The sequence below is a fragment of the Aggregatibacter kilianii genome (assembly GCF_003130255.1).
GTDB lineage: Bacteria > Pseudomonadota > Gammaproteobacteria > Enterobacterales > Pasteurellaceae > Aggregatibacter > Aggregatibacter kilianii.
Genome location: NZ_NRCN01000001.1, coordinates 1,947,101 through 1,965,000, shown reverse-complemented (window position 1 = coordinate 1,965,000; position 17,900 = coordinate 1,947,101). Strand labels below are relative to the sequence as shown.

The window sequence follows — 17,900 nt, the reverse complement described above, 5'->3', positions numbered from 1 at the left end:
GCACGCACCATTAAATGATGAACGTGTAAGCGATCCGGCCGAAACGGACTTTTCCCCTTTCTTAAACGACGGTAAATAATTGCCACCATATCAACTAACGGAATAGCAATTACCCAAAGCGCTGTTACCGGATTCATTGGATGGCCTTTACCTTGAGTACTTAAAAGCAAAATCCAAATAATGGTAAAGCCGATTAAGGTGCTTCCTGCATCCCCCATAAAGACTTTAAACTTAGGCCCTAATGGAATTCCTAAATTCATCATTAAATAAGGTAGCACGGCAATAATTAAACCAAAGCTCCAATAGGCCAAATCCATTTGTCCATCGCGATACATTAAAATACCAATTGCCGCAAAAGACACACAAGACAGGCCGCCAAGCAAGCCATCTATACCATCAATCATATTAAACGCGTTAATAATCCCGATAGTTGCCAACACAGTGATAATTAATCCAATCGATCCTAATGTTAACTGGAATGGCCCTAAAATCTGTCCCAAATGATCGAGATATACATTCCCCATGTCAATCATCAGAATCGCCAAGAAGGCCTGGATGCCCGCGCGTAAAAAAGGACTTATATCATAACGGTCATCAATGATTCCCATCAACAAAAGCACTAAGATACTGAATAAATATAGATAAGGAAGCCTAGTTTGATCCCATTGCATGAGGTAGAAGCATAGATTCCCCATAAACAAGGAAATCCCACCAATGAGCGGGATAGCGCCTTGGTGACGTTTACGATAATTCGGTTTATCCACTAATCCAATATGGATAGCAATCGGACGCATCACGATTAAGGTTAGAAATGCGCCTAAAAAAGTAATAAATAACGTTAGCAACATAAGCTCTTTCCGTGAAAACAAGTGCGCAAAGCATATCATAAAGGAAAAATCGTACATAAATATTTTTAACAATATTCTCTTTTTTCAGTACAATAGCTTACATTTTTTGAACACAAGGATAAAAAAAGATGACAAATTCAACCGCACTTTTTTCCCGCGCACAACAAGTGATTCCCGGTGGCGTTAACTCCCCTGTTCGCGCCTTTAATGGCGTAGGCGGAACGCCTGTATTTATTGAAAAAGCTCAAGGAGCTTACATTTTCGATACAGAAGGCAAACAATATATTGATTATGTAGGCTCATGGGGGCCAATGATTTTGGGCCACAACCACCCGGCAATCTTGAAGGCTGTGCTCAAAACTGCCGAAAACGGTTTAAGTTTCGGTGCGCCGACATCATTAGAAATTGACCTTGCCGAATTGGTTTGCCAGCTGATTCCATCGATTGAAATGGTGAGAATGGTCAGTTCCGGTACCGAGGCCACTATGTCCGCCATTCGCTTAGCCCGCGGCTATACCAAACGTGACAAAATCATTAAATTTGAAGGTTGCTACCATGGCCATGCCGATTCGCTATTAGTAAAAGCAGGTTCCGGTGCGTTAACCTTAGGCCAACCGAATTCTCCCGGCGTACCGGCCGACTTTGCCAAACACACCCTCACTTGCACTTACAACGACCTCAACTCCGTCAAACAAGCATTTGAGCAATATCCGAATGAAATCGCCTGTATTATCGTAGAACCCGTTGCCGGCAACATGAATTGCATTCCGCCAAAAAACAATTTCTTACAAGGGTTGCGTGAACTTTGTGATCAATACGGCGCCGTATTCATTATTGATGAAGTGATGACCGGTTTCCGTGTGGCACTTGGCGGCGCACAACATTATTATAATGTTACGCCGGATTTGACCTGTTTAGGCAAAGTGATTGGCGGCGGTATGCCGGTAGGCGCTTTTGGCGGCAAAAAAGAAATTATGCAGCATATCGCACCGACAGGGCCGGTATATCAAGCCGGTACCTTATCCGGCAACCCAATTGCCATGGCTGCGGGGCTTGCTTGCCTGACCGAATTAAAGAAAGCGGGCAATGAGCAAAAATTGGCCCAACAAACCGAAAAATTGGCGAAAGGCTTGCAACAGCTTGCCGATAAGCATCAAGTGCCGTTTGTCGTGAATTATGTAGGCGGTATGTTCGGTCTTTTCTTTACCGATAAAAAAGAAGTGAGTTGCTATCAAGATGTGATGGCCTGCGACACTGAAAAATTCAAACGCTTCTTCCATAAAATGTTGGCCTTAGGCGTGTATCTGGCACCTTCCGCATTTGAAGCCGGCTTTATGTCCCTTGCTCATTCCGATGAAGATATCGACCTCACTTTAGCGACGGCAGATATTGCCTTTGCCGAGTTGGCTTAGTTCGAGGAATAAAAAGTGCGGTAGATTTAAAAACACTTTAAAAATCCACCGCACTTTTATTACGAAAAAGCTAGTTTAAAATATGCAACAATCGCTCTAACAACGCCTTTCTTTCCATCTCGTTCAACGCCCTGCCCTCCTTATTGGTCAAAATAAAGAAGTCTTCCGCTTTCTCACCGATAGTTGTGATTTTGGCATTACACAAATTCAGTTCAAGTTCGCAAAATACCGCACTGACATCCGCCAGTAAACCCGCTCGATCCAACGCAAACAATTCCATTTCCGTTTGATCGGTTTTGTCGAGATTCAAAAAACGCACTTCGGTTTTTACCTTAAAATGCGCCAACTGATGTTTTTCGCGTACCCGTTGCCTGTTAACCATACCGGACATTAAACTTTCCGTCAGTGCGGCTTCCAGCATACGACGACGATCAAAAGGCAGTTCTGAACCATCCAATTCGGTAACAATAAAACTGTCCAGCACATAACCGTCTTTAGCGGTAATAATTTGCGCATCGTGAATGCTCAGTTTTTTTGCACCGATGGTGGTCACGACTTTATTAAACAAGTTCGGGCAGTCTTGTGTATAAATGAAAATTTCAGTGCCGCCACCGGAAAATCGGTTACTCACCTTCACCAATAAATCACCCTTAAACTCGGCAAGTAAGCAAGTATGCCAACTAATTTGTTGCGGTGAATTACGCAAAAAATAATCCAGCGGACAACGTTGCCATAATTTTTCGATTTGTGACTCGGAAAGTGCGGTGTTTTTTGCGCGTATTTCCAATAACGCTAACTCTTGATGTTCTTTGGCTTTCGCCTGATTATCTAACAACGTTTGCAAACCTTGGCTAAACTGCTGTTTGGCATAATCATAAAGTGTTGCGATTAGAGAACGTTTCCAACTGTTCCACAGGGTTTCATTGGTTGCCACAATATCAGCCACGGTTAAACAGGTTAAATAATCTAAGCGCACCTGATTGCACACTTGTTCAGCAAAATTCAGCACTACTTCCGGATCATGAATATCGCGTCGTTGAGCCGTCACCGACATCAATAAATGCTGCTCCACCAACCACGCCATGGTTTCCGTTTCCCGCTGGTCAAAACCATGTAGTCGGGCAAACTCACGCACATCAACAGCACCAAGTATTTCATGCTCTCCCCCCCGACCTTTGGCAATATCGTGAAATAACGCAGCGATATAAAGCAAAGTGCGGTCGGAAATTTGGCTAAATATTTGATAGCAAATCGGATGTGCCTTGGCAGATTCTTCGGATAAAAAACTCTCTAGTTTCAGCATCACGCGCAAAATATGTTCATCCACCGTATAAGAATGGAATAAATCGAATTGCATTAAGCCTACAATATTACGCCATTGCGGCAAATAGGCCGTCAACACACCATATTGATGCATGAGGAAAAACGCCCGCTTGATAGCCAAAGGCTGATTAAAAAGACGAATAAATTTCTCCCGTGCCGATGGCGACTCACACAAATAACTCAGTTGATGCTCTTGCCGATACTCAAGCGTCAGATGCAATTCACGCAATACGGAAGAATGAATCTCGGCATCCGGATATTGGGTAAGATAATAAAAAAGATCGAGAATGCTGTCCGGTTGCCGCTCAAAACATTGATGATTACGCAAACAAATGGCTTGATTTATCAAGCTAAAATTCTCATCCAATACCTGTTCATGAATGATTTCGTAATCAATCAGAAAATGCTCCTGATAATGTTTCACCAACAATTCACTTAGCAAAGAGATCGAATGTAACGCCCGAAAAAAGCGTTTCATCATGGTTTCTACGCCTAGATTACCTTCGCCTTGAAAACCTAATAATTCACTGACTTTCAACTGGCGATCAAATAACAAGCGGTTGTCATAACGTTTTAAAATCAAGTGCAAAGCATACCGCACTTTAAATAAAAACTGCTGACTCTTTAGCAATAGGTCGTGTTCGGCAGGATAAATAAACCCCGCCTGTAAAATTTCCTGTAAATTTTTCGCACCGTTATGACGCAAGGCAATCCAATATAACAAATGCAGATCGCGCAACCCGCCGGGACTATATTTAATGTCGGGTTCAAGATTATAAGAGGTGTTGTTATAGCGTTGATAACGCGTTATTTTTTCTTGAATCTTCGCCTGACAAAAATCAATTTTTGACCAAAAATCTTCCTGCCTAACCAACTGCACAAGTTGCTCAAATAAGGCATGATGACCGCACAAATAACGAGCTTCCAACAAGTTAGTGGCGATGGTGATATCCGCTTTACCTTCCGTTGCACATTCTGCAAGGGTACGAATGCTGTGTCCCACATTAAAATTGCAATCCCACAAAAATTGTACAAATTGCGCGATGTTGTCTTGTAAATCTGCAGGAATCGGCTGCTCGGTTAAAATTAAAATATCCAAATCGGACAACGGAAACATTTCTTCCCGCCCGTAGCCGCCCACGGCAATAAGGCTTAATGGAAGCTCTTCAAACCCGAAATACCGCCACAAATGCTGTAACAGATGATCGTAAAACGCCGTACGATTGGCAATCAGGCGATCTACGTCAAGCTCGATGAAATGAGCCAATTCAAATTGCTTTAAATTTTCTTTCTGAATTTTGACCGCACTTGGCGTCATTTCGGCTTCGGTGTCGTAAGGGAAAAGCATAGGATCACTCACTAAAATTTGAGCTATAAAAAAAATCCGTCACAGAATTTAGCGACGGATTAGATCATTAAACATTCACCATGAAACGCTGAATACGCCCCTCGGCGATTTCTTCATCTCGAATGGTCATCACTTCACAACCATTTTCGGTAACGACCAACTGGTGTTCAAATTGGGCGGAATGGCTCCGATCTTTGGTTTTCACCGTCCAACCATCCCCCATTAAACGAACTTCTTTTTTACCGGCATTAATCATAGGTTCAATAGTAAAAACCATACCCGGTTTTAAAATCACGCCGCCGTCATCTGCATAGTAGTGCAACACTTGTGGTTCGCAGTGAAATTCCGTACCAATGCCATGACCGCAATATTCACGCACCACGCTGAACGTTTCGGATTCCGTATATTTTTGCACCGCTTTGCCGATTTCATTTAAACGGATGCCCGGTTTAACCGTACGTAACCCCACATAAAGGGCTTCTTGAGCAGCTTCCACCAGTTTTTTACTGCGTAAATTGGTTTCGCCGATAATATACATTTTCGAGTTATCACCGTAATAACCGTCTTTTATCACCGTCACATCAATATTCACAATATCGCCATTTTTCAGGTGTTTATCAAAACTTGGGATGCCATGGCAAACCACTTCGTTAATAGAAATGCAAGTTGCTTTTGGGAAACCATGATAATTCAGGCAGGCAGGGATGACTTTTTGTTCATTTACCATATATTCATGACAAATGCGATCCAATTCTCCGGTAGTAACACCCTCTTTCACATAAGGTTCGATCATCACCAGCACATCTGCCGCCAATTTACAGGCTTCACGTAATTTAACAATTTCCTCTTCTGTTCTTAGTGGAATACCCATATTCATCTCCCTAATAAAAATTAATGGGCGGAATTATAGCACTTACCTATTGAAAAATCCTTGATAAATTCTTGAATGCCTTAGAGGGTTATTAGATAATACGCGCTTAAATAAATAGTGGGGAATTACATAACATGACAGATATATCCGTTCCGTTAACTTTTACCGATGCTGCGGCACAAAAAGTTAAATCTTTAATCAGCGAAGAAGAAAACCCTGATCTCAAACTTCGGGTTTACATTACCGGTGGCGGTTGCAGCGGTTTTCAATACGGTTTTACGTTCGATGAAAAAGTAAATGATGGCGACTTAACCGTAGAAAATTCAGGCGTACAATTAGTGATTGATCCGATGAGTTTACAATATTTAATCGGTGGCACCGTCGATTACACCGAGGGCTTGGAAGGCTCGCGCTTTGTCGTCAATAATCCGAATGCCTCATCTACTTGTGGCTGCGGTTCTTCTTTTAGCATTTAACATGGATTTCCAATTTACCTATCACAACGGCAATACTGTGGCGACCTGTTCAATGGAACACGAAGCCTTCGCCAACTGGTTTAATATTGAAGTGCGGTCGAATCCACAATTAATTTCCACCGCACTTTTTCATTTAGAGAACTTACCGGCGCACTCAGAACAAGACATTATTTTAAACGGCGCCGAATACAGTTTATACATCAATGCAGATGAAGTAATGGCCAAAGCCAACAATCTCGCTATTGAAAATCAAGATGAGCTTGAAGACGGTTTTTATTATTACGATCAAGAAAGCATCGCATTTTGCGGAACGGAAGATTTCGCTCACTTTTTGCAATCTTATTTAGCGTTCATCCGCCAGTAATCCCCACATAATTCAGCCCCAAACGGTAATGCAAATGGCAACAAAACAAGATCAACAAACCTCTCCTGAACAGCAATCCTCTAAGAAGAAAAGATCTTGGAAAAGTTTGCTTCTCAAAGCCGCCTTTACCGGCTTTTGTATGCTATTTTTCTATTCCGCGTATTTGGATTGGCAAATCCGCAGCAAAATGGACGGCCAAATTTGGCGTTTGCCGGCGGAAGTGTATAGCCGAATCGAAAGCATTCGGTTGAGCGATGAATTAAGTTTGGAACAAATTAAGCAAATTTTGTTGGATAACGAATATCGCCAAACGACCATGATTGCCGCGCCGGGCGATTTTAAAATTGAAGACAATACGATTGTGTTATTGCGTCGAGCCTTTCCATTTCCGGATAAGCCCGAAGCACAGCGCGTGTTCCGTTTGCGTTTTAATGACAATAAATTGGCGGTGATCGAGGATTTAATCAACGTTAAAGCCATTGAAGAATTTCGCATGGCACCGAAATTGATCGCCATGTTGCAATCGGACAAAGAAGAACGCCTGGCTATTTCTTTGCAACAATACCCCCGCTTATTGATCGATGCGCTCCTACTCACAGAGGATCGCCGCTTTTTTGAACATGATGGTATTAGCCCGCTCGGTATTTTGCGTGCGGTCGTCACAAATATTCAAGCCGGACACACCGTGCAAGGGGGTAGTACCCTAACTCAGCAATTGGTTAAAAATCTGTTTTTAAGTAACGAACGCACCCTTAGCCGTAAAGTCAATGAGGCCATGATGGCATTGATTTTAGACTGGCGTTATGACAAAAATCGCATTCTAGAAACCTACCTCAATGAAATTTATCTCGGGCAAAACGGCGACAGCCAAATTCATGGCTTTGAATTAGCCAGCCAGTTCTATTTCGGTCGTTCTATTCGTGAAATCAGTTTGGATCAAATTGCCTTGTTGGTCGGCATGGTAAAAGGCCCTTCTTTATACAATCCATGGCGCAATCCGCAAAATGCCTTGGAGCGCCGCAACGTGGTATTGCATTTATTGTTGGAACACAAAGTTATCGGTGAAGAGCTTTATCAACTCTTAAGTCAACGCCCGCTTGGCGTGCAAGATAAAGGGAAAATCAGTCGGAAATATCCCGCCTTTATCCAAACTCTGCAAACAGAGCTACGCCATCAAATTGGTGAAGGCAAAGCCGCCAATTTACTAGGCGCGCGGATCTTCTCCACGTTAGATGTCAAACAACAGAATCGAGCAGAACAAGCCGTTATCAATATGGTATCCGAATTACAGGTAAAACATAAAAACCCGCATTTGGAATCCGCCATGGTTGTTGCCGATTATCAAACCGGTGAAGTACGTGCCGTAGTAGGCGGTGTACAAACTCAATTTGCCGGCTTTAACCGTGCATTGATGGCGCAACGTCAAATCGGTTCTCTGGTAAAACCGTCCATTTATTTGACCGCACTTATGTACCCGGATCAATTCCGCTTGAATACACCAATTAATAACCAACCGATTACCATTAACGTAAAAGGTAGCCCGCCGTGGCAACCGCGCAATTACGATCGCAAATACAGCGGTTCGGTCATGCTAATGGATGCGTTAGTGCGTTCGTTGAATATTCCAACGGTGAATATCGGCATGAAATTAGGATTAACCAAAGTAATTTCCGTGCAACAAGCCATGGGCTGGGACAAAGTGTCTATTCCGAAAGTGCCGTCAACCTTGCTCGGCTCCTACTCTATTTCGCCTTATGACGTGACCAAGCTCTACCAAACCATTGCGAACGAAGGAGCCAGCATTCCGTTGAGTACCATCAACAGCGTTGTGGACAGACAAGGCAATGTGATTTATGAACGGGAATTTGATCCGCAACAAGTTGTTCCTCGCGAAGCAGCGTTCCAAACCCTCTTTGCTATGCAACAAGTCGTGGAACGCGGTACGGCGCGTAGCTTACAAAATGATTTTGCCCACTTGCATTTGGCCGGTAAAACCGGCACCACCAATGATGCACGAGACACCTGGTTTGTGGGAATTGATGGTGAACATGTCTCCACGGTTTGGCTCGGCCGTGACGACAACGGCGATACCAAGCTCACCGGCGCGAGTGGCGCGTTGCAGGTGTATAAAGATTATTTACAACGCTCCGCCATCCGCCCATTAAAATTACACAAACCGCAAGGCATTAAATGGGTCGGCATTAATGCTTATGGTGGCTGGGATTGTAGTAGTACTCGCACTATTCCGGTCTGGGCAGACCAAAATCAATCCTTCTGCCAACCAGCCGTATTGACGCAAACCGCTAATATCGTCACCAATGCCCCAACACAAACAAATGCCAATACCACAGCAAAACCGGAAAGCGTTTGGGATGTATTAAAAGAAGACAAATCGGTACCGGTGGAAGAAGCAAAACCGGCAGATTAAAAACACCCAAGAAAATGACCGCACTTTGATCAACAAAATCTCAAGTGCGGTCATTTTTTTCATTATTTTAACGTGCAGGCGTTAGCCTACAAATTCTACAATTACGACCAATATTTCTTTTTAGACGTGTGCCCGATGCCCGGGTTGAAACTGTTGGTTGGGTCAAGAGACTTATAGAATTTACGTAATTCCGGTTTAGCCTCATACAAATGGCCGACGTTATGCTCCGCCGGGTATTGCGCGCCGCGTTTATCCAACAATTCCAACATTTGATGTTCCAATTCCATGCAATCATTGCCTTTTTTCACAATGTAATCCTGATGGAAAACATGGCACATAAAATGACCGTAATACAATTTATGGCTGATTTTATGATCAATTTCAGGCGGCAAGGTTTCAAACCACTCACGGTCATTACGACGCAAGGCAATATCCAATGCCACAATGTCTTCTACATCTTTTTCATGAATCGCACGATAACGAATGGCCGCGGAGGCAACGGCAAATCGGTGCAACATTGCCGCTTGCGTTTCCACCGCGTCACATTCGAAGAAAGCCCCATTGTTACTATCGCTAAAATAAGTTTTTAAATACTCACGGGCTTCTTGCACGCCATCACCGCCCATTTTTACAATTAAGTGATGCTCATATTGTTCACGATATTGCAGAAGTTTTTGTGGTAGATGCTGAGGAAGCACATTAGAAAAGGCTTGCATGAGTTTGTCGCTTAAATGGCTAGGTAAAAAAGCCACTTTTTTCGCCAAACGATCCACTTTCGCTTTCAGCGCAAATAATTTCGGTAACCAATGCGTACCGAATTTTTTTATGATCCAAAACGTATCTTTGCCATATTTGGCCGCCACATCAAACGCATCACGATGAATATACTCACCGGAAATCGGTAACTGTTTAAAATTCGCCAACATATGACGACGAATATCGCTCAATGCGTCAGTTTGATTGGTACCAATGTAAAATACCGCCGTGTTTTTCTCTGCTACAAAGGTGTCCAACCGCACAGCAAAAATCGCTAACTTACCTGCGCAACCCGAGGCTTCATAGTGACGCGCCGGATCCGCATTAAAACGCGCCGGACTGGCTTCATCCACTTGGCGCACATGGTTGCAGTAAGCATGGTCATGACCTTTGCCACAATCTAATTGGATATCTTTGCGTTGATAACGTTGGTTATCCAAATTCTCTAAAATTTCTTCCGGCGTTTCCCCTAAATCAATGCCTAGGTGATTAACTAATTGCAGTTCACCCTGCTCCGTTAATTGGGCATAAAGCGCCATTTCCGTATAAGCCGGGCCACGTTGCACCAACGCACCGCCGGAGTTATTACAAATACCGCCGATAACCGATGCACCAATACAAGAAGAGCCAATAACCGAATGCGGTTCACGCCCGTGTGGTTTCAAAGCGATCTCTAATTCATTTAGCGTAGAACCCGGCAAACAAACTACTTGTTGTGCATCATTAATTAATTGAATGCCTGAAATGCGCATAGCGTTGATAATCACAATATCGCGATCGTAATCATTGCCATCGGGCGTGGAACCACCGGTCAAACCGGTATTGGCGGCTTGAGCAATAACAATGACATCCGCCGCCACACAAGCTTTAAGAATCGCCCAAAATTCCGTTAAATTTCCCGGGCGCACTACCGCTAAGGCGTTTCCGTTACCAAAACGATAGCCGCTACGATAGGCTTCCGATTTGCTTGGATCGGTAATCAAATATTTGTCTCCGACAATGTGACGAAGTTGATTAATTAATTCGGTTTTTGTCATAGCTGTCACCCGTTGCAATGTTGGTTAATAAAAAGTTAACAAAATAAGTCGAAGAATAACAGAAAATAACGGCCCAAGCACAGAAAAAACAACCTTATTTTTAACCGCACTTGGCGCCAAAAGCGCCACAAACCTCATTTCGGCTGAAACAGTTAAGCTGTATAAATCACAAAATTTAACGAAATGTTACATTTTTTTGATAACTAGATCACATTTTCCCAAAATAGGTATATTTTTTTGAGGGAAAATTCATAGAATACGCGAGATTTTTTTTCCACTTCTAAAGGAGCAAACATGTCTTTCTTCTTAAGCGTATTACCCATCATATTACTCATCTACCTCATGGTTAAGCGAAACGCGCTACCTTCCTATGTTGCCTTGCCTTGGATTGCAACATTGGTGATGGGGGTACATTTGTTACACTTTAATACGGACATCGTCACCATCAGTGCTAACGTTACCTCTGCTATCGTAGCCGTGCAAACACCTATTACGGTAATTTTCGGTGCGATTTTATTTAACCGTTTTAGTGAAGTGTCCGGCGCGACCGATATTATGCGTAAATGGTTGGGCAACATTAACCCAAACCCGGTAGCGCAACTCATGATTATCGGTTGGGCATTTGCCTTTATGATTGAAGGCGCCAGTGGTTTCGGTACGCCGGCAGCCATTGCGGCACCAATTCTTATGGGCTTAGGCTTCAATCCATTGAAAGTCGCTATGCTCGCACTCATCATGAACTCCGTACCGGTATCTTTCGGCGCGGTAGGCACACCTACTTGGTTCGGTTTTGGCCCATTAAAATTATCTGAAGACATGATCTTAGAAATTGGTTCCATGACTGCGTTTATCCATGCTGTTGCCGCACTTATTATTCCATTACTGGCGCTTCGTGTATTAGTAAGTTGGAGTGAAATTCGCAAAAACCTTGTATTCATTTACATCAGCGTCTTTGCTTGCGTAATTCCTTATTTATTATTAGCCCAAGTCAACTATGAATTCCCTTCTTTAGTAGGCGGTGCAATCGGTTTATTTATTTCCGTATGGGTAGCGAATCGCAACATCGGTTTGGCTAAAGTTGAAAATACACTTGACAGCAATGCCGTCAATATCAGACAAGTAGTGAAAGCTTTATTCCCAACCGGTTTATTAATTGCGTTCTTAATCGTGACACGTATTCATCAGTTGCCGTTTAAAGCGATGATGAACGATACCACCGTTTGGTTCTCTACCGCCTTAGGTTCATTAGGTACATTTGAAGTCAGTAAAGGTCTTATTTTTACTTTAAAAAATATCTTCGGTTCAGATGTGTCATCAAGCTATAAATTACTTTACGTACCGGCATTAATTCCATTTATTATTACTGTGTTAATCGCTATTCCGATATTTGGCGTATCCGGCACGAAAGTCAAAGATATTTTCTCATCCAGCTTGAAACAATCAAAAAATCCGTTTATCGCCTTAATGGGTGCATTAGTGATGGTAAACTTAATGTTAGTGGGTGGTGAGCATTCCATGGTGAAAATCATTGGTCGTACCTTTGCGGAAGTGACCGGTAATGACTGGACGCTCTTCTCTTCCTTCCTTGGTGCGGTAGGTGCGTTCTTCTCCGGTTCTAACACCGTGTCGAACTTAACCTTTGGTAGCGTACAATTATCCACTGCAGAAACTACCGGTTTATCCGTTGCGTTAGTGTTAGCATTGCAATCCGTTGGTGGTGCTATGGGTAACATGGTATGTATTAATAACATTGTTGCTGTGTGCTCTGTATTGGATATTCAAAATAAAGAAGGCACTATCATTAAAACAACTATTGTTCCGATGGTGGTTTACGGTATCATTGCAGCCCTTTGTGCAACGTTCTTAATACCGTTGTTCTACACGCTTTAACAAAGTTTTAAATTTACTGAAAAAAACAACCGCACTTTGCGGTTGTTTTTGTTAGAGCACTCAGTGAGAAATGTAAATTAATCGCATTTACAATTTCCACTATTTAACTTTATTTATTTTTTTACTTTTTTACTTTTTATTTCCATTACTGTTGGAGTATTCATTATGAACGTAAATTTCTACGTCACCTGTATTGCCGATGTAGTAAAAAGCGGTGTGGCCAAAAACACCGTGCTGTTACTGGAAAAGTTGGGCTGTCAGGTCACCTTTTTAGAAAAACAAGGCTGCTGCGGCCAACCCGCGTTAAATAGCGGCTATACCAAACAAGCTTTACCCGGCATGAAAAATCTTGTGGAAACCTTTGAAGTCAACGACTATCCTATCGTTGCCCCTGCCGGTTCCTGTGTGTATGCAATCAAAAATTATCCCGACTATTTTATGCGTGCCAATCTTCCTGATTGGGCTGAACGTGCGAAAAAAGTCGCCGATCGTTTCTTTGATTTAACCGATTTTATCGTCAATAAATTAGGTGTTACCGACATTGGTGCCCATTTGCCGGGCCGTGCGGTTTACCATCCTTCTTGCAGTCTCTTCCGTAAACTCGGTATCGTTGATGAGCCGATTACCTTACTTAAACATGTTAAAGGTTTAGAACTGTTGCCAATTCACAATCAACAAACCTGTTGCGGTTTTGGCGGAACATTCTCGGTAAAAATGGCGGAAATTTCCGGTGAAATGGTAAAAGAAAAAGTCGAACATGTTGAGGAAGTCGAACCTGAATACTTAATTGGCGCAGATGTTAGCTGTTTATTAAATATCGGCGGTCGCCTACAACGCGAAGGCAGCAAAATTAAAGTGATGCATATTGCCGAAGTGTTAATGCAGGAGGGAAAATAAGATGTCTTTAAAAACCAGTAACCTTCCTTTTAAAGAACGAGTTGATCGCGAAGTGCATAATGGCATTATGCGTAAAGCCGTGGTGAAAGCCCAAGAAACCATTGGTGCCAACCGTCAAAGAATGGTGGATGAACTAGGCAATTGGGAAGAATGGCGCGACTTATCGAAACAAATTCGTAATCATGTATTAGCCAATTTAGACGCCTATTTATACCAACTTAGCGAAAAAGTCATGGAAAACGGCGGTAAGGTTTATTTTGCCGAAACCGCCGAAGAAGCAAGCGACTACATTCGTAAAGTTGCGTTGGAAAAAAATGCTAAGAAGATCGTGAAATCCAAATCCATGGTAACGGAAGAAATCGGTTTAAATGCTGTTTTAGAAAAAGAAGGCATGCAAGTCATTGAAACCGATTTAGGTGAATATTTACTGCAAATTTCCGGCGACAAACCATCTCACATCGTGGTACCTGCGATTCACAAAGATCGCCACCAAATTCGTAAGGATTTACACGAAAAACTGGGTTATGAAGGTGCGGAAACACCGGAAGACATGACCCGCTTCGTGCGTGAAAAAATTCGTCAGGATTTCTTAGAAGCAGACATCGGCATCAGCGGCTGTAACTTTGCTGTGGCAGAAACCGGATCTGTTTGTTTGGTGACTAACGAAGGTAACTTGCGTTTAGCCACTACTCTACCGAAAACGCACATTGCCGTAATGGGGATGGAACGCTTGGCACCGACGTTCCAAGAAGTGGACGTGTTAATTACCATGCTTGCCCGTAGTGCGGTCGGCGCCAAATTAACCGGTTACAATACTTGGCTCACCGGTCCTCGCCTTGCCGGCGAAACCGATGGTCCGGAAGAGTTTCACTTAGTCATTGTCGATAACGGTCGTTCCGATATTTTGGCCTCCGAATTCCAAGAAGTTTTACGTTGTATTCGTTGCGGTGCGTGCTTAAATACCTGCCCTGCTTACCGTCAAATCGGTGGTCATGGTTACGGCTCTATTTATCCGGGTCCAATTGGCGCGGTGATTTCTCCGTTACTTGGCGGCTATGACGAATTCAAAGAATTGCCGTATGCCTGTTCCTTGTGTAACGCCTGTAACTCCGTTTGTCCGGTGCGCATTCCGTTAGCGCAACTGATTTTAAAACACCGTGAAAAAATGGTCGAACAAGGCAAAACGCCGGCATTGGAACGCTTATCCATTTTCGGTTTTGGCTTTGCCAACTCACATCCAACCTTATGGAAAATCGGTGTAAACACCGGTGCCAAATTAGCGGGTAAACTCATTAAGAACGGCAAAGCGCCAATTAAAATGGGTGCCTTGGCAGAATGGACAAAAGCCCGTGATTTACCGACACCTGAAGGCGAAAGCTTCCGTCAATGGTTCAACAAAAGAGGAGCAAACTAATGGATTTACAAAATAGAGAAAACTTCCTCAATAAATTGGCAGCCAAAATGGGCAAAGAACGTCGTACTGTGCCTGAAGTCATGGCAACGCCGGTGAATACTCATCCGACAGAACGCCTAACCCATTTAACACAAGCAGAACTTTGCGATGAATTTGTAAACTTTGCCAAAGTGATGATGGTGGATGTTGTCGTAACCTCAGAAACACAGGCAAAACAGACCGCACTTGAGCTTTGCGAAAAATACGGTGGCGGTGATTTAGTGTTAAACGACGACCCTCGTCTGGAAGAACTTGGTATTACCCAAGCGGTTCAAGAAAAATACACTTGCCATATTTGGTCACCGGAACAGGCGGAAGCCAACATTACTAAATCGGAGCAAGCCAATATCGGGATTGTTTACGCCGAATACGGTTTAACCGAATCGGGCGGCATTGTGTTATTTTCACAGGCGGAACGTGGTCGTTCCGTAAGCTTACTACCGGAGAAATCCATTGTTGTCGTGCGTAAAAGCAAGGTATTGCCACGCGTGGCACAACTGGCGAAAGTGTTACACGACAAAGCGCAACAGGGCGAACGTATGCCTTCCTGTGTTAATATCATTTCCGGTCCAAGTTCCACGGCAGACATTGAATTAATCAAAGTGGTCGGCGTGCATGGTCCGGTAGCAAAAATTTATTTGGTCATTGACGATTTACCGACCCATTAATTGCCATTTCGGCTCAAACTAAAAAAACAATAGGAAAAGTCACCGCACTTTTCCTATTTTTTTATATAAATCAACGAAAAAATTCATTATTTTGTGATCTTTCTCCAATTCTCAAGGTGAATTTTACTTGCACTAAAAATTTATCAGAGGATAATTGTTATCAATTACAAATAGAAAATAGATTGAATTAGAGTTCAAGAGAGGGATTATGAGCATTTCTCGTTGGTATCATTATGCTATTTTTAGCGTTGTTATGTTGTTTTTCACCTTAGCCCGCGCCGAAGATAACTATCATCAATGGGTGCAGGACATTGAAAATCGGCTCGACAAAACCGCCACACTTTATGCTGAAAATAAAGTTGACGATGCCCGTACCGAAGTACAAATGGCCTATTTTGAAGTGTTTGAAAATCTTGAAGGCCCTATTCGTATTAACTTTTCCGCACAAAAAAGCTATCAAATGGAAGCCACCTTTGGCGAAATTCGTAAGATGATTGGTGATGGACTGCCACAAGAACAAGTCAAAGCCAAAATTGACGGTCTCAAAGCCGAATTGCAAGAAGTGCTTCCTTCTTTAAAAGAGGGGCATCAACTTAACGCCTCCGGTCAACATAGCGTATATGAAAACCAAACTATCGCTCCTCATTGGCAAAAAAGCTTTAAAACCATTGATGATTTATTAGCCCAAGCCATGACGGCATATGAAGCGAAAGATTACGCAACCGCCAAAAAACTGGTACAACAAGCGCAATACGATGGGTATAAAAACTCCGAAATGGAAATGTCCATTCGCCAAAATCGTTCCGCCGCCATTTCCGGCAATCTTAATCAACAGTTTTATGATTTAATCAAACTGAGCGAACAACCGGATCAAATCAGCAATTTCGGCTATCAAATCACGACGCTGTTACAAGACGTTGAAGAGCAACTACCTGAATTACCAACCACCCGTGATACACAAGTGGAACAGTCTGCCAATCAAACTATTGCCGATACCACGCAGGACAAGGACTGGTCGCAGGTTAGTACACAAGTGAATGCAGGCATTCAACAAGCGATAGCCTTATATGAACAAGGCGAAGCTAAAAAAGCCATGTTGGCAGTACAAGATACCTACTTTGATATCTTTGAAAGCACTGGCATGGAAAACAAAGTGGGTTCCCGCGACAGTAATTTCAAAACCCAATTAGAAGGCTATTTCACCCGTTTGGTGAGCTTAATGAAAGCCGGCGCAGAGAAAGAAAAGCTACAAGAACAAGCACAAGGATTAAGTCAAGATTTAAGCAAAGCTGTAGAAATGTTACAGGGCGGAGAACAAACTGCATGGAGTATGTTCTTATACAGCTTATTAATCATCGTTCGTGAAGGCTTGGAGGCGCTATTAATTGTTGCCGCCATCGTGGCATATTTAGTAAAAAACAACCATCAGGACAAACTGCCTGTCATTCGCCAATCAGTCTATGTGGCATTACTCGGTAGTGTCATTACCGCCGTGATCTTCCAACTCATTTTTTCCAATTCCGGCGCCAGCCGTGAATTATTGGAAGGCTTCACTATGATGATTGCCGTGGTGATGTTGTTCATGATGAGTTACTGGTTGCTGTCGAAAGTGGAAGCGCAAAACTGGAAACGTTATTTAGAAGGCAAATTATCCAGCGCACTAACTACCGGTTCTTTAGTAGGCTTGTGGTTCACCAGTTTCCTTGCCGTGTATCGTGAAGGCGCAGAAACCGTTCTCTTTTACTACGCCCTCGCCGGCGACGCATCAAGTGCGGTCAGTTATTTCTACCTTTTTGCCGGTTTTGCCGTGGGCGTCGTGATTTTAGCCATCTGTTATTTCATCATGCGTTATACTGTGGTAAAACTTCCGCTCAAACCGTTCTTTATGTTCACCGGTTCCTTTATGTATCTCATGGCATTCGTGTTTGCCGGTAAGAGCGTACTTGAGCTAATCGAAGGCAAATTATTCGAACCGACTTTAATTTCCGGAATGAAAGAAATTTCATGGTTGGGAATTTACCCTTATGTGGAAACCTTGGTTCCGCAAGTCATTCTACTTATTGCTGCACTGTTCGCTTTGGTTTATATGAAATACCAAAGTCGAAAAGCAGCTTAATTTTTTGACGACA

At 43.0% G+C, this 17,900-nt stretch carries 13 protein-coding genes (1 of these 13 cut by a window edge); 9 read left to right on the top strand and 4 right to left on the bottom strand.

The window, feature by feature from the left end:
• On the bottom strand, positions 1-848 hold the 5' portion of the coding sequence (gene wecA, locus DK428_RS09140; RefSeq protein ID WP_005700274.1) for a UDP-N-acetylglucosamine--undecaprenyl-phosphate N-acetylglucosaminephosphotransferase. 226 nt of this gene lie to the left of the window's left edge; only the first 848 of its 1,074 coding nucleotides appear in the window; its start codon is at positions 846-848; its stop codon lies off the left edge, out of view.
• Positions 849-976: 128 nt separating this feature from the next.
• On the opposite strand from wecA, the gene hemL reads away from it, so the two are divergent.
• Entirely contained in the window at positions 977-2,260 is a 1,284-nt protein-coding gene (gene hemL / locus DK428_RS09135) for a glutamate-1-semialdehyde 2,1-aminomutase (protein WP_109065119.1), read from the top strand.
• A gap of 70 nt (positions 2,261-2,330) precedes the next feature.
• Here hemL and glnD read toward each other — a convergent pair whose 3' ends face one another.
• Together glnD and map are read right to left on the bottom strand one after the other, a co-directional pair.
• Positions 2,331-4,931 (bottom strand): bifunctional uridylyltransferase/uridylyl-removing protein GlnD, encoded by a 2,601-nt coding sequence (gene glnD / locus DK428_RS09130; protein ID WP_109065118.1) that lies wholly within the window; start codon positions 4,929-4,931, stop codon positions 2,331-2,333.
• 67 nt (positions 4,932-4,998) lie between these two features.
• Entirely contained in the window at positions 4,999-5,802 is an 804-nt protein-coding gene (map, locus tag DK428_RS09125; RefSeq protein ID WP_109065117.1) for a type I methionyl aminopeptidase, read from the bottom strand.
• Between the two features lie 134 nt (positions 5,803-5,936).
• Here map and erpA point away from each other — a divergent pair, with 134 nt between their 5' ends.
• The 3 genes from erpA to mrcB are packed head-to-tail and all read left to right on the top strand — an operon-like array spanning position 5,937 to position 9,070.
• Positions 5,937-6,278, top strand: coding sequence for an iron-sulfur cluster insertion protein ErpA (erpA, locus tag DK428_RS09120; protein WP_005703321.1), 342 nt, complete (start codon positions 5,937-5,939; stop codon positions 6,276-6,278).
• Position 6,279: 1 nt separating this feature from the next.
• Entirely contained in the window at positions 6,280-6,642 is a 363-nt protein-coding gene (locus DK428_RS09115; protein WP_109065116.1) for a YacL family protein, read from the top strand.
• Between the two features lie 34 nt (positions 6,643-6,676).
• Positions 6,677-9,070, top strand: coding sequence for a penicillin-binding protein 1B (mrcB, locus tag DK428_RS09110; RefSeq protein ID WP_109065115.1), 2,394 nt, complete (start codon positions 6,677-6,679; stop codon positions 9,068-9,070).
• 101 nt (positions 9,071-9,171) lie between these two features.
• Here mrcB and dld read toward each other — a convergent pair whose 3' ends face one another.
• Complete coding sequence (gene dld / locus DK428_RS09105; RefSeq protein WP_109065114.1) at positions 9,172-10,863, bottom strand: D-lactate dehydrogenase; 1,692 nt, start codon at positions 10,861-10,863, stop codon at positions 9,172-9,174.
• A 294-nt stretch (positions 10,864-11,157) separates the two neighbouring features.
• On the opposite strand from dld, the gene DK428_RS09100 reads away from it, so the two are divergent.
• The 5 genes from DK428_RS09100 (at position 11,158) to DK428_RS09080 (ending at position 17,887) form a co-directional block, all read left to right on the top strand.
• Positions 11,158-12,753 carry a lactate permease LctP family transporter gene (locus DK428_RS09100; RefSeq protein ID WP_109065113.1) on the top strand — a complete coding sequence of 532 codons (1,596 nt, stop codon included), beginning with the start codon at positions 11,158-11,160 and terminating at the stop codon, positions 12,751-12,753.
• Between the two features lie 165 nt (positions 12,754-12,918).
• Entirely contained in the window at positions 12,919-13,650 is a 732-nt protein-coding gene (locus tag DK428_RS09095; RefSeq protein ID WP_005703325.1) for a (Fe-S)-binding protein, read from the top strand.
• Position 13,651: 1 nt separating this feature from the next.
• Positions 13,652-15,064 carry a LutB/LldF family L-lactate oxidation iron-sulfur protein gene (locus tag DK428_RS09090; protein WP_109065112.1) on the top strand — a complete coding sequence of 471 codons (1,413 nt, stop codon included), beginning with the start codon at positions 13,652-13,654 and terminating at the stop codon, positions 15,062-15,064.
• On the top strand, positions 15,064-15,771 hold the full coding sequence (locus DK428_RS09085) for a LutC/YkgG family protein (protein ID WP_050693535.1): 708 nt from the start codon (positions 15,064-15,066) through the stop codon (positions 15,769-15,771). Before DK428_RS09090 ends, DK428_RS09085 begins: the two co-directional genes overlap by 1 nt.
• A gap of 208 nt (positions 15,772-15,979) precedes the next feature.
• A complete protein-coding gene (locus DK428_RS09080; RefSeq protein WP_109065111.1) occupies positions 15,980-17,887 on the top strand; it encodes an FTR1 family iron permease in 1,908 nt (635 codons plus the stop codon).
• Positions 17,888-17,900 lie beyond the last annotated feature (13 nt).

Excerpts from the sequence above, each read along its gene's own strand:
- hemL (WP_109065119.1), top strand. The coding sequence starts at position 977 with ATGACAAATTCAACCGCACTTTTTTCCCGCGCACAACAAGTGATTCCC.
- glnD (WP_109065118.1), bottom strand. The coding sequence starts at position 4,931 with ATGCTTTTCCCTTACGACACCGAAGCCGAAATGACGCCAAGTGCGGTC.
- map (WP_109065117.1), bottom strand. The coding sequence starts at position 5,802 with ATGGGTATTCCACTAAGAACAGAAGAGGAAATTGTTAAATTACGTGAA.
- erpA (WP_005703321.1), top strand. The coding sequence starts at position 5,937 with ATGACAGATATATCCGTTCCGTTAACTTTTACCGATGCTGCGGCACAA.
- DK428_RS09115 (WP_109065116.1), top strand. The coding sequence starts at position 6,280 with ATGGATTTCCAATTTACCTATCACAACGGCAATACTGTGGCGACCTGT.
- mrcB (WP_109065115.1), top strand. The coding sequence starts at position 6,677 with ATGGCAACAAAACAAGATCAACAAACCTCTCCTGAACAGCAATCCTCT.
- dld (WP_109065114.1), bottom strand. The coding sequence starts at position 10,863 with ATGACAAAAACCGAATTAATTAATCAACTTCGTCACATTGTCGGAGAC.
- DK428_RS09100 (WP_109065113.1), top strand. The coding sequence starts at position 11,158 with ATGTCTTTCTTCTTAAGCGTATTACCCATCATATTACTCATCTACCTC.
- DK428_RS09095 (WP_005703325.1), top strand. The coding sequence starts at position 12,919 with ATGAACGTAAATTTCTACGTCACCTGTATTGCCGATGTAGTAAAAAGC.
- DK428_RS09090 (WP_109065112.1), top strand. The coding sequence starts at position 13,652 with ATGTCTTTAAAAACCAGTAACCTTCCTTTTAAAGAACGAGTTGATCGC.
- DK428_RS09085 (WP_050693535.1), top strand. The coding sequence starts at position 15,064 with ATGGATTTACAAAATAGAGAAAACTTCCTCAATAAATTGGCAGCCAAA.
- DK428_RS09080 (WP_109065111.1), top strand. The coding sequence starts at position 15,980 with ATGAGCATTTCTCGTTGGTATCATTATGCTATTTTTAGCGTTGTTATG.